The following is a 12256-nucleotide window of genomic DNA, read 5'->3' as shown; positions in this document are numbered from 1 at the left end:
GATAACAGCGAAAAGCCGAAGCTCCTATCGCCCGAGCAGCTTTTGCATCTCGGCCCAACTCCGCGTATTGGCGACATCAGCTTTGGTCAATCCGCCGCGTCGGGCTTGTAAGATTCCGTAGCGGGCATAGGCCAGGCCTTCGGTTCGATGCGCGTCGGTATTGATTACAATCGGAATCCCACGCTGCTTGGCGGCAGCGCAGTAAATGTCGTTTAAGTCCAACCGCTTGGGCGCCGCGTTCAACTCTAGAAATTTCTGGTTGGCGAGCGCCGCCTGAAAGACCGCTTCCAAGTCAACCTCGTACGGCGGGCGATTGTTGATCAATCGCCCGGTCGGATGCGCGATCATGCAGACATGCGGGTTCTCCAGCGCTCCGACAATCCGGTCAGTGATCTGCTGTTTCGATTGATTTTGTCCATAGTGGACGCTGCCGATCACCCAGTCAGCTTGAGCCAACACTTGGTCAGGCAAGTCCATCCCTCCCGCTTCAAGGATGTCGCACTCGATACCTTTAAGAACCAAAAAGTCATCGTCGATCGACTCGCGAAATTCGTCGATTCGCTTCCATTGTTCTAGCAATCGCTCGCTGTTCAGGCCGTTGGCCATCGAAACTCGCTGAGAGTGATCGGTAATCGCGATATATTTCAATCCTTTTTCGCGGGCTGCGGCGACCATTTCTGCGAGCGAGTTTTGGCCGTCACTGGCATGCGTATGCATGTGCAAGTCACCCTGCAAATCACTTTCGACAATCAGCTGAGGCAGTTTGTCCGCCTCGGCCCAGCGAAATTCTTCTCGGTTTTCTCGTAGCTCTGGCGGAAAGCAGGGAAGGTCGAGCGCAGCGTAAACGTCAGCTTCTTCGGCGCCAACTAGATACGTCTCGTCTCCATTTTCCTCGACCTGAAAGACGCCCCATTCGCTGACCTTCATTCCCTTTTGTTTGGCGATGCTGCGCACGTGAACATTGTGCTCTTTCGATCCGGTGAAATATTGAAGCGCGGCGCCAAACGACTCTTCAGGCACAACTCGCAAATCTACTTGCAGACCCGTTTCGAGCCGGACTGACATTTTGGTCTCACCACGGGCCAGCGTCTCTTCGACCAACGGAAATTCGGCGAACCGATCCATCACCTCTTTTGCATCGGTCGAGACGGTCAAAATATCGATATCGCCGATTGTTTCTTTCCCGCGGCGATAACTGCCGGCAGGTTCGATCCGTTGGATGCTTCCGCATGTTTTAAAATGAGCCAACAGGTCCTGCACCACATGATCGGCCTTCGACCAATAGGTGCGATCGTCGGCAGCGGCGGCAATCTTGATCCCCTTCAAGATCGTTTCCTCGGTTTTAGCGCCAAACCCTTTCAACTCTTTAACGCGGTGCTCCTGACACGCCGCCTTTAACTGATCTAGATCAGTGATCCCCAGTTCTTTGTGCAATACGGCCGCCTTTTTTGGACCGAGACCAGGGATCCGCAAGATCGCCAAGACCGTCGCCGGCACCTTCTTGAGCAGGTCATCCAGTTGCGGCAATTGGCCGGTGTTGATCATGACGACGATCTTCTTCGCCAAATCGTCGCCAATACCGTCGAGTTCGGTCAGATCGCGCTGTTGCTCAACCATCGTCGCCAGCGGTTCGCCCAAATCCTGGATCGTACGCGCGGCGTTACGATAGGCTCGCACGCGAAACGAATTGGCTCCGTCGAACTCCAGAAGATCAGCAAGAGTCTCAAAACGGTTGGCGATTTGTTCGTTGGTCATCGGCTGGTTCCTCAAGCAGTAAAAGTGGGGGCCATGGTGCGGACAATTCACCTTGCACGATGGCTTGCAAGTCTTATCGTACTACCGATGGTTCGCACTGCGGACCCTACATCCAGACCGAAATCCCTTGGCAAGTTTCACGGAATGAAAATTTGCAAAAAAAAAAGAGGCCTGACGATTGTCAGGCCTCTTGGATCATGTTGTCTGTAGTAGCAAATTAGCGGCCGATTTGGTGCCAACTGCTTTTTTTGGCGGGGATCGAAACGGTGGGTATTTCATGGCTGACTTCGCGGGCCTTGGGAGTAGCGACTTTGTCCCAGGCGATCGGCACAATTTTGGCTGTCGGCAACAGGGCAGATTTGTCGTGCGGATTGAGCAGAGCTGGCGCCGGCGATGGGTTGGGCGTGTCGGTGCGCGTCGGGTAGTAATCAGGATCCGGGATTGGTTTGATCAACGGATTGAGTTGCGGACGTGCGACGCTGCTGGGAGCCGAGGATGGAGCCTGAGTCGTTTGTGACGACGAAGGAGCGTACGGCGTGAACGGGGCCTGCATCGGGCTGGTTGTAGGTGTACTGGGATTTGCTGTACTGGGCGAGGTCAACGCGGGAGCTGTCATCATCGCGGCGCCAGAGCCGATTGATGGCGTAGTGGTGCTTGGTTGCGGGTTGCTTGGCTGTGACGTGGTTGGTTGGGGCGATGGATTAATAATGGTAGCGCCAGGCGTGGGACGAAGCACCGAGTTTCCTTCGGGCGCTACACGCATGGTGTTTTGGCCGCCGTAGTTGGGCTGGGTCGCTTCGCCAGGGCGGAGCGTCGGCGGTTGATCGGCCGGTGTTCCGCCGGGATAGGGCGTTCCGCCTTGTTGAGGTCCGTTTTGCATCGGCGTCGCGCCTTGGTAGGGAGCGACGTTGTACTGCGAGTTGGGCATCGGCTGAGCCGCGCCTTGCGGATAGGTTGCCGGCGGATTGACCATCGAGCTGACTCCGCCTCCTTGAGCCGGAACCCATTGTCCCGGCTGGCCGGGATATTGTTGCATCGGCGCCGCTTCTCCTTGCGGATAGTAAGGGGCCGCAGCAGCACCAGGCGCGCCGTTGCAGTTGTTGCACGAGCCCATGACCGCCGGAGCGCCCACCTGCGGAGCGGCTTGCATGTATCCGACCGTCGCGCAGCTATTGACCTGCGTCTGGACGTTTTGGATCACCGGCTTGTAGGTGGTGTAGGGAACGCGTTCGGTTTCCCAGCGATAGGTGGTGCAGCCATTGTAAGCCAAGGTCGGCACGTTGCTGCCAGGCAGATAGACCGTGGTCGGTTGATAGACGGTCACCGGAATCGGTTTGTAGGTCGTTTGGTACTGCGTCTCGGGGATGTATCGCACCGAGGTCTGGTTTTGGAAGACCGGCGCACAACTCATCGGAGCCGCAGGCTGAACGTAGTTCACCTGGTAGGGCTGCGGAGGCCCGGCCGGCATGTATCCGGCGACTACTGGTTGTGGCGCTTCTTTTTTGCCACACAGCCAATCGGTCAACCAGCAATCGGCTTTGGCGGTGTCGCCAAACGACATCATCAATATCAGGGCCAGGATGGGGGCGCGCGACATAGGAATGCCTTTTCTCTCTCGCTCAAATCTTGTCGCGGATCCATCGCGTTTGCTCGGGGCAGGTCCTTGCCGCTCCGCTCGTCCGAAAAGACGATTTAAGGAAGGGTAGATCAGAAACATAAGCCAGAGCAGGAATTACAGCCGAAAATCTGCAGAAAGTCGCTGCTTGCTGGGCGGTCGCACGGCAGGGAGAAGCGGCGCCGAATAACGAGTAACGTGCGATGACACAAACTTTAGCGATCGTAGAAAATCAGCGGGGATAATTTGCATCGTCGGCAGCCTGATCGCGCAATTTTCGGCGCGATTCGTACAAGTGATACAACTGGAACAGGGTCTCACGCAGGTCAGCTGCGTTGCTTTCGCACATCATCCGCGCGTCATCCGCCGTGACCAGTTTGTCGCACTGCAACTGCAAAAGCTCGGTGAGCTGAACCGCCACAGCGGCGGTCGGTTGGGTGGTGAAGACAACCGGCAATCCGAGTGGTGCGTGACAGGTCGCCAATACTCGTCGGTGGGGCGAGGCGCATCTCCACAGCAGCCAACTGCGTGCTGGCCAGGGCAGCTGTTCGATCCCGTCGATGACCAAGATTTCAGATTGCTGCGGCAGTCGCAGCTTGCCTGACTGCTGGCCACCGGCGTGAAGCGTGACACGAACCTCGGTCAGTCCCTGCGCTGGCCAAAGGGGAGAGAGGGTTTCTAGCAGCGTTGATTTGCCAGAGCCGTGCGGGCCGACAATGGCGCCGCGCCAGTTCAAGCTGCGCAACCGGTCGATGATCTGGTTTGCCGAGTCTGGGGGAGAAAACTGAAACGGAATCGCTCCGGGACGAACCTGCCGACTTGCAAATGGGTTCGTACTAACCACGAGCGCCCCCCAAGCCGTCGCCAGCGCCCAGCGGTGGTTCGCCGCCGGCTTGGCTGAGCTCGAACTCTAACTCTTCGACCAAGTCGCGCCCCCGACCGACGAAGACCCGAACACGCACGACCCAATGGATTTTGACGATTTTGCCGGCGTAGGACAAAGGGCTGCGCGGAAGGCGAGTTTTGAGAGACTGCGGTCGAGAAAGGTCGCCATCGGCTTCGTCGCCGGGAATGAGCCGCACAAATTCGTGGGCCGACATATCTTCTTCGCCGGTTCCTTCGGTATGCCACAAGACCGAGGCTTCGATCACTTGAATATTGTTGGCAGGGAGATTGCTGATTTCAAACCGCGCAACAAGCTCGTCGTCAGCCGCGTACTGACGCGTCGGTCGATCGAGCGAAATCGAGATGTGCGGCTGATCGGTCATGCGTTCAACTTTACCACCGGATAGACGACGATCGGAAAGCTGCGGCGCTGGTTGCCAGCGCCTTTGACTTCGAGGTCGACGATCAGTTTCCAGTGGACGGCGTTGTGACTGGACTTGAACGAGTGCATCGCCGTGAGCGGAATCTGAAAGTGTAGCAGCTCTTCAAACGGCTTCCCGGGGCGAATCACCAAGCCGCGAAAGTTGGCGACCTCGGCGTCAAAGACTTTGGCGACTTCAGTTCGGACGTCGGTTCCATGCAGGAACGTCGCTTCTTCTTCGCAGATGAGTGTGACGCGCAGCTTTTTGACATGCATCCGGCCGGCTTGGGAAAGATGCAACTTGTAGTCGCGTCCCGGCAGCAGCGGGTGATTGGAGATCTCGATATAGGTCGGGCCAACGCGCGTATGCAGAGCGATCTGGCGTAAGAAATGATAGCCCGACCAAATGCCGACGGCGACCGAGGCCAGGGTAAGCGCCAACAACAGCCAATTGGGTGCGCCCCGTTCAAGATCGGCGATTGCGGCGAGGGCGAAGACCGCGGTCATCCCAGACCAAATCAAGCTGAACAGCAGTGTTGCAAACAGCCACCAGGCCGGCGAGACCTCGATTGGCAAACGATAGGCCAAGCGGACGCCGGGGCTATTGGTCAGATTCTCAGCACTGGGAATGTTGGGATAGGCGGAAGGAGGCAACAGATCGCCGATCAATTCCATCTTTTGCGCACTTTTCGCAAGCGCCGAGCGGCGCTCGGCCGAAGCGCCAAACAGCAGCAGCGTATAAAACATGCCGATCGTTCCGATCGTCGCAAACGACGCGAAGACCAGCAAAATGATCCAGAGGGTAAAGTTAGTCGAGCGGCGCAAGATCACGCTTGCCGGATCTTTGTCAGAATACCAGCAGGGATAGACCCAACCAGGGCGAAATCCATCGATCACTTTTTGCGCCGTGGATTGGTCTGCATACCAGGTCGAATTGCGGCGATAGGTCCAGCCGTAATAGTCTTGCTGACCGGTTTGGAGATGCACCAGAATCAACGGCTGATAGCGCGTCTCGCCACCGTCGAGCGTTTTTTGGCCCAGATCGGTCTCCATCACGACGCATTTTCCGGCGACAAAGGTCGCTTCAGGAAACAGAAAGGTCGCGACGGTCGATTCGAACGCAATCGACGCGACGACTGCGACCAGGCCGATGGAGCCGAGAAACAGCAGCGCAGCAAAAAACATCGCCTCTCCCACGCTTCCGAAGATCGGCGAGCCTGTGCGACGTTTTCCTCGTTTTTTCTCCCAAAGTCGGGGCCAGCGGGCCATGCGCGAGTCGATCCTCGAAGAATAGCAGCAGTGGAAATGCTGGGTGGAGTCGTTCCGGTACGCTAAAATATAGTCCGACTGACACTTCCGCCACAGGACGCCGCGCCGATGATCTGCTTACGAATCGCGTTATTTTTCGTCACGGTCCCCCTAATCGCCGTTTCTAGCCAAGCTGGAGAATGGCCGCAAATCCTTGGTCCCATGCGTAACGGCGTTGCGACCGACGAAAAATTGGCCGAGAAATGGCCAGCAGCCGGCCCACCGCTGCTCTGGAAAAAATCGGTCGGCGCCGGCTATGCCGGACCAGTGGTCGCGCGCGGTCAGGTTATTTTATTTCACCGAGTCGCCAATTTAGAGTTGGTCGAGTCGCTGGATCTGCAAACCGGCGACAAGAAGTGGAGCACCAGTTTTGATGCGACCTATCAAAGTTCGATCGTGCGTGACAATGGTCCCCGATGCACGCCGCTGATTGTGGATGACGCAATTATATTGCTGGGCGCGGCAGGCGACTTGTACTGCGTTGACTTTGAAACCGGCAAGCGGCGCTGGAATGTAGAGTTGGCGGCTGACTACGGCGCTCAAGACGGTTACTTCGGCTTCGGGAGCACTCCGATCGTGATGGATGGCAATGTGTTGGTCAACGTCGGCGGGCGTGACGGCGCCGGGATTGTCGCGTTTGATCTAAAAACAGGCCGCGAAAAGTGGAAAGCGACCGACTTTGGCGCCAGCTACGCAGCACCGACCGCAGCCAAGATCGGCGATAAGTCTTGGGCGATCTTTGTGACCCGATTGGACGTTTGTTCCATTGATCCGGCGACGGGGAATATCGGTTTTCAATTTCCCTTTGGGATGCGCGGCCCCACGGTCAACGGCGCGACGCCGATTGTGTGGGATGACAAGTTATTTGTCACCTCCAGCTATGGGGTAGGCGCCAAGTTGGCCACGATGTCCGTCAACAATGCGGCAGTGGTGTGGGCCAACGATAGTTCGTTGTCAAGTCAATACAACACGCCGATTCATCACCAGGGAGCGATCTATGGCATCAACGGACGAGAAGATGTCGGCACGGCGGCGCTAACTTGTATTGATGCGAAAACCGGCAAAGTTCATTGGTCGCGCGCAGACTTTGGGACGGCGCATCTGTTGTTGGCCGATGATAAGTTGGTTGCCGTCGCAAACGATGGCAATGTTTATTTGCTTAAGCCCAGCACCAAGCAGTACGAGCAACTTGCAAGCTTCTCTGGGTTTAGCGATGTGCCGCGAGCGATTCCGGCGCTTAGCGAGGGGCTGTTGATTGCACGAGATACGTCTGACGCAGGACGCGGGCTGTTGAAATGTTTTCGCGTCGGCCCGGTCGTGCAGAAATAAGGAACAAGCACGAAAAAGCCCGCAGTCGAGTACGGTCGACCGCGGGCAATTGTACGTCTTCCCTGAACGAAAGCGTCGCTCCTCATCGCGAACTTGGCGACTAGACGGCCATCGGTTGCGGAACCGCTTGGCGAACCTTGCGGAAAAAGCCGATGCTCTCTAGCGACGAGTAGACTTCTTCCAGCGTTTTCTCACCAAAGTTTGAAATGCTCAGAAGGTCTGCACGCGTGCAGTTGAGGAGGTCTCGAACAGTGAAAATACCACGTTCTTCAAGACAGTTTGTCGTGCGAACCGTGAGGCCGATTTCCGCGGTGCTCATTTCGAGCTTGGACATCAAGCTTTCGGATTCTTGAGCAGCAGCATTCAGAGGAATTCGCGTCATGGGTTCCCTCCCAGGCAATAGAATGGAAAATGGTTGCGGTTCGTCCCTGGAACCGCTAGTGGGTCGTTTGAAAAGCGGCGACTGCGGCGACTCGCTCTTCGAACTTGAGTTAATATACCTGTCGCGTTTTATTTGGACAGGACTTTACAAAATAATTACGAGAACAACTTGCTATCTGCTAGCACTTTTCGTAGTCAACACACCCTTAAGCAGCACGTAACGGATGACCGCCGACTTACTTCAATCTTTGACTGATCCGCAGCGGGAAGCCGTACTGCATGTCGATGGGCCGTTGTTGGTAATCGCAGGCCCCGGCAGCGGGAAAACGCGAGTGATTACGCATCGCATCGCGCATCTTTTGTCGCAAGGAGTCCGTCCTTCGCAGATCGCTGCGTTGACGTTCACCAACAAAGCGGCCGACGAGATGCGCGCCCGGCTAGACCGTTTGGCGCCCGGCGAAAATGTTTGGATCGGCACGTTTCACCGTTTTTGCGCGCGACTCTTGCGGCAATACGCAGAACTCCGCGGCTTGCAGCCGAACTACACAATCTATGACACCAGCGACTCGTTGTCGCTGCTAAAGCGAACCATTCGCGAGGCGGACGTCCAACTGACGCACGCAACTCCACAGCAAGTCGCGTCGGCAATCAGTTGGGCCAAGAACCATCTGATCGAAGCCAGTCGATATGTCGGAGGAGTCAACGCTACCGGTTCGATTGTCGAGCGCGTTTATCCCAAGTATCAAGCAGCGCTGCAGCAAGCCAACGCCGTCGACTTTGACGACTTGCTGATGCATGTCACGCTGCTGCTGAAAGAAAACGAAGAGCTGCGCAATTCACTGGATGAGCGTTTTCGTTACATCCTGGTCGACGAGTACCAAGACACCAACTTGCCGCAGTACGCGATTGTGCGGTCGATGTCGATCAACCATCCCAATCTAGGCGTTACCGGCGATCCTGATCAGTCGATCTATGGTTGGCGCGGCGCCAACTTGAAGAACATTCTGGAGTTTGAAAGTGACTTTCCCGCAGTAAAAGTGGTTCGGCTTGAACAGAACTATCGCAGCACTCCCAACATCTTGGCGGTCGCCGATGCGTTAATCGCCAACAACAAACAACGCAAAAAAAAGTCGCTCTTTACCGTAAATCCCGCCGGCAAAGCGGTCCGCGTGATTCAATACTCGACCCACAAAGAAGAAGCCCAAGCGATCGCCGCGCGGATCTCGGCCCAGGTTGCTCAGGGAAAACGTCACCCGCGAGACTTTGCGATCTTCTACCGCATCAATGCGCTGTCGCGCACCTTTGAAGATGCGTTGCGCGCCCAAGGGGTTCCCTATATGATCGTCAGTGGGGTCGAGTTTTATCATCGCAAAGAGATCAAAGATCTGCTTGCCTATGCGTTGCTAATGAACAACCCGCGAGATGATGTCGCGTTTGAGCGGATCGTCAACGTGCCGAAGCGCTCGATCGGTAAATCAACTTTGTTAAAGCTGCGCGTTCACGCCGCGGCTGAAGGGCTCTCGATGTTAGAAGCGGCCCGCGAAGCGGGGATGATTGACGGATTCTCCCAGCGGGCAGCATTGGCGCTGGCCAAGTTTGTGGCGCTCTTCGATCGGCTTTCGACCCGGATCAACGATCCAGTCGAAGCAATCCTGGGATTTGTGATCAGCGAGACCGAATTCAAAAAACAGTACGAAGGTTCGGACGACGTCGAAGATCAAACTCGGTTAGAAAACATCGAAGAACTCCTTTCGTCAGCGCGCGAGTACGACACCGAGCATCCGCACGATGGAACGCTCGAGCATTATCTGGAAGAGAAAACGTTGGTCAACGAGACCGACGACTTTGACGCCGAGATGGATCGCGTGACATTGATGACGCTGCATGCGGCCAAGGGGTTGGAGTTTCCGGTGGTGCATATCGTGGCCGTCGAGCAAGGCTTGCTGCCGCATGAACGCTCGCGCGAAAATCCAGAGCAGCTCGAAGAAGAGCGACGGTTGTTGTTTGTCGGGATCACGCGGGCCGAAGAAGAGCTTGATCTCAGCATGGCCCGCTATCGTGACTTCCGCGGCAAACGCAACATGACGATTCCCAGTCTGTTTTTGATGGAATTGCCTCGTGACCAGATGGAGGTGATGGAAGAAACAACTGCCTTCGCCCCTGATTTTCCTCTGGATGACAGCTTTTTCCCCGACTTTCCTATATCGGGCGAAAGCCCACTCGATTCGCCAAGACCGGCGCCCCCGTTGGGGATTACAAATATACGCACGGCCGCCGATCTGCTGGGTGAGCGCGCAGATGATGCGCAGCCGCGTGTCGATCCCAACGCGTTCATTCAGGGGATGGTCGTCACTCACGACGAGTACGGGCTCGGCAAAATCATCGCGCTCAGCGGTGAGGGAGCCAAGCGGACCGCGACCGTTCGCTTCGCCAGCGCCGCCGGTGAAAAGAAATTCCGAATCGCCTACAGTCCGCTACGTCCCGCCAATTCTGGTCGATCGTAAGTCGCATCGTTGAAGTCCGAAGAGATATCTGTGAAATACGAAAAAATTGCTCAACTGAAATCGGTCACGCAGTTTCGCGAGCGGCTAGACACCTTAGGCATTACCTTGCCGTGTGATGATGAGATTTTGACCGCCACAGGCGGATCTCCGTTGGCCGAACCATTGGCCTGGGGGCCGCTGACCGCCGGCAATCGGTGGACGATTCATCCGATGGAAGGTTGGGACGCAAATCATGATGGAACTCCGACCGAACTGACGATCCGTCGCTGGCACAACTTTGGGCTCTCCGGCGCCAAAATGATCTGGGGGGGCGAAGCGGCCGCCGTACAGCCTGATGGTCGCGCCAATCCGCGCCAAACGATGGCGATCGACAGCAACATCGCCGGGCTCGCACAACTGCGCGACGCGGCGGTCAGCGCGCATCACGCTGCGTTTGGTTCGACCGATGATCTGATCCTTGGTTTGCAACTGACCCATTCGGGACGCTTTTGTCGGCCGTCGCCCGATCATCATTTGCGTCCGCGAATCGCCTATCATCATCCGCTGCTCGACACCAAGTTTAAGATCGATCCGCAAGATGACTCGGTTGTTTGGACCGATGACGAGCTCGCAGGCTTGATCGACAGCTATGTCAACGCGGCGCGTTTGGCTCGCGAAGTGGGCTATCAGTTTGTCGATGTGAAAGCGTGTCATGGTTATCTGCTGCATGAGTTTCTCGGTGCTCGGCTGCGACCAGGCAAGTTTGGCGGCGACTTTGCAGGCCGGACGCGACTGCTTAAGACGATCATTCAACGGATCAAAACCGAGTTGCCAGGCTTGGAAGTCGGCGTTCGCTTAAGCGCGTTTGATTTTGTGCCGTATCAGCAGGGCGACGCATTCGGTGAGCCGATGGACTTTTCGGATTGTTTGCCGTACCAGTGCGGGTTTGGCTCGCGGCCCGAGCATCCGCTGGAGATCGATCTGGCCGAACCGATTCAATTGATTCGTGATCTCGCAGAGCTCGGCGTGATCGGCGTTAACATTACCTGCGGCAGCCCTTACTACAATCCACACATTCAGCGCCCAGCGATCTTTCCGCCGAGCGATGGTTATCAACCTCCAGAAGATCCGCTCATCGGTGTGGCTCGCATGATTGAGGTCGCAAGGCAATGCAAAGCGGCGGCGCCCAACTTGACGATGGTCGCAACCGGCTTCACTTACTTGCAAGACTATCTGCCGCACGTGGCTCAGGCGATCGTGCGCGAAGGTTGGGTCGACAGCGTCGGCCTCGGCCGTATGGTCCTCTCCTTTCCCGAGCTACCGGCCTCAACGCTGCAATCAGGCGAAATGCAACGCAAAAAAGTGTGTCGCACGTTCAGCGATTGCACCACGGCGCCACGCAACGGCATCGTCTCAGGCTGCTACCCGCTCGACCCGTTTTACAAAGCCATGGACGAAGCAAAGCAGCTGCGTGATCTAAAAAAAGCCGAAGTCGCCAAAGGCAATTAGCAACAGCGGACCGGACCGGATCGTTTTTTTTTGCGGGGGCAGATTCTTCGTAGCCCGAACGCGCGAGCGAGGGAAATGCGTTTGCAAGTCAATGAAGAAACGCAAATACCGAACATCGTCGCTAGGGATTCTCTTTAAGTCAGATATTGGTCCTTGGTCTCCCCCGATGGGACAGGCCACCGGACCGGACTCCACGTCGCTTTTTTTCTGGGAGACCGGATAACGGACTGTGGACTGTGGACTGTGGACTGGACCGCGTTACTTTTTTTTGCTTGTCTCCCATCTTCGTAGCCCGAACGCGCGAGCGAGGGAAATACGTTTGCAAGTCAATGAAGAAGCGCAAATATCGAACATCGTCGCTAGGGATTCTCTTCAAGTCAGATATTGGTCCTTGGTCTCCCCGATGGGGCAGGACCAAGTTCGAAGGACTGGACAGAGGACTGGACAGCAGTATTTTTTTGTGTGGACGTTTCTGATCCGATCTGACCGCCGTTGTCTGCGGCGGATTCGCAACCACCGCACTGCTTGTTTCAGGCTCAATCGCGTCCCCACCCCAGGCGCGCATCTTCA

The 12256-nt window shown here is 56.3% G+C and carries 9 protein-coding genes; 3 read left to right on the top strand and 6 right to left on the bottom strand.

All coding sequences use genetic code 11. The annotated features are described in order from the left end of the window. Window positions 1-24: 24 nt before the first annotated feature. The 5 genes from polX to SH421x_RS19995 all read right to left on the bottom strand — a co-directional run bounded on the left by polX (window position 25) and on the right by SH421x_RS19995 (window position 5945). Entirely contained in the window at window positions 25-1755 is a 1731-nt protein-coding gene (polX, locus tag SH421x_RS20015) for a DNA polymerase/3'-5' exonuclease PolX (RefSeq protein ID WP_488851787.1), read from the bottom strand. Between the two features lie 217 nt (window positions 1756-1972). Next, window positions 1973-3352, bottom strand: a complete 1380-nt coding sequence (locus SH421x_RS20010) for a hypothetical protein (RefSeq protein WP_488851786.1) — start codon at window positions 3350-3352, stop codon at window positions 1973-1975. Window positions 3353-3602: 250 nt separating this feature from the next. Further along, complete coding sequence (locus SH421x_RS20005) at window positions 3603-4214, bottom strand: hypothetical protein (protein WP_488851785.1); 612 nt, start codon at window positions 4212-4214, stop codon at window positions 3603-3605. Then, window positions 4207-4638 (bottom strand): hypothetical protein, encoded by a 432-nt coding sequence (locus tag SH421x_RS20000; protein WP_488851784.1) that lies wholly within the window; start codon window positions 4636-4638, stop codon window positions 4207-4209. Before SH421x_RS20000 ends, SH421x_RS20005 begins: the two co-directional genes overlap by 8 nt. Further along, complete coding sequence (locus tag SH421x_RS19995; protein WP_488851783.1) at window positions 4635-5945, bottom strand: hypothetical protein; 1311 nt, start codon at window positions 5943-5945, stop codon at window positions 4635-4637. Before SH421x_RS19995 ends, SH421x_RS20000 begins: the two co-directional genes overlap by 4 nt. Window positions 5946-6053: 108 nt before the next feature. On the opposite strand from SH421x_RS19995, the gene SH421x_RS19990 reads away from it, so the two are divergent. Further along, on the top strand, window positions 6054-7313 hold the full coding sequence (locus tag SH421x_RS19990) for an outer membrane protein assembly factor BamB family protein (RefSeq protein ID WP_488851782.1): 1260 nt from the start codon (window positions 6054-6056) through the stop codon (window positions 7311-7313). Window positions 7314-7413: 100 nt separating this feature from the next. Here the strand turns inward: SH421x_RS19990 and SH421x_RS19985 are convergent, their stop codons facing one another. Beyond that, window positions 7414-7695, bottom strand: a complete 282-nt coding sequence (locus SH421x_RS19985; RefSeq protein ID WP_488851781.1) for a DNA-directed RNA polymerase subunit alpha C-terminal domain-containing protein — start codon at window positions 7693-7695, stop codon at window positions 7414-7416. A gap of 223 nt (window positions 7696-7918) precedes the next feature. Here SH421x_RS19985 and SH421x_RS19980 point away from each other — a divergent pair, with 223 nt between their 5' ends. Both SH421x_RS19980 and SH421x_RS19975 read left to right on the top strand, forming a co-directional pair. After that, the gene (locus SH421x_RS19980) at window positions 7919-10198 is read left to right on the top strand and encodes an ATP-dependent helicase (protein WP_488851780.1); all 2280 of its coding nucleotides are present in this window, start codon (window positions 7919-7921) and stop codon (window positions 10196-10198) included. Window positions 10199-10228: 30 nt separating this feature from the next. Beyond that, a complete protein-coding gene (locus SH421x_RS19975) occupies window positions 10229-11686 on the top strand; it encodes an oxidoreductase (protein ID WP_488851779.1) in 1458 nt (485 codons plus the stop codon). Window positions 11687-12256: the final 570 nt, after the last annotated feature.

The organism is Blastopirellula sp. SH421, from assembly GCF_057808535.1.
Note: the sequence above shows the minus strand (reverse complement) of the source record. Positions and strands in the feature narration are given on the sequence as shown.

What these genes read in the sequence shown, in the direction of transcription:
- polX (WP_488851787.1), bottom strand. Translation starts at nt 1,755, where the DNA reads ATGACCAACGAACAAATCGCCAACCGTTTTGAGACTCTTGCTGATCTT.
- SH421x_RS20010 (WP_488851786.1), bottom strand. Translation starts at nt 3,352, where the DNA reads ATGTCGCGCGCCCCCATCCTGGCCCTGATATTGATGATGTCGTTTGGC.
- SH421x_RS20000 (WP_488851784.1), bottom strand. Translation starts at nt 4,638, where the DNA reads ATGACCGATCAGCCGCACATCTCGATTTCGCTCGATCGACCGACGCGT.
- SH421x_RS19995 (WP_488851783.1), bottom strand. Translation starts at nt 5,945, where the DNA reads ATGGCCCGCTGGCCCCGACTTTGGGAGAAAAAACGAGGAAAACGTCGC.
- SH421x_RS19990 (WP_488851782.1), top strand. Translation starts at nt 6,054, where the DNA reads ATGATCTGCTTACGAATCGCGTTATTTTTCGTCACGGTCCCCCTAATC.
- SH421x_RS19985 (WP_488851781.1), bottom strand. Translation starts at nt 7,695, where the DNA reads ATGACGCGAATTCCTCTGAATGCTGCTGCTCAAGAATCCGAAAGCTTG.
- SH421x_RS19980 (WP_488851780.1), top strand. Translation starts at nt 7,919, where the DNA reads ATGACCGCCGACTTACTTCAATCTTTGACTGATCCGCAGCGGGAAGCC.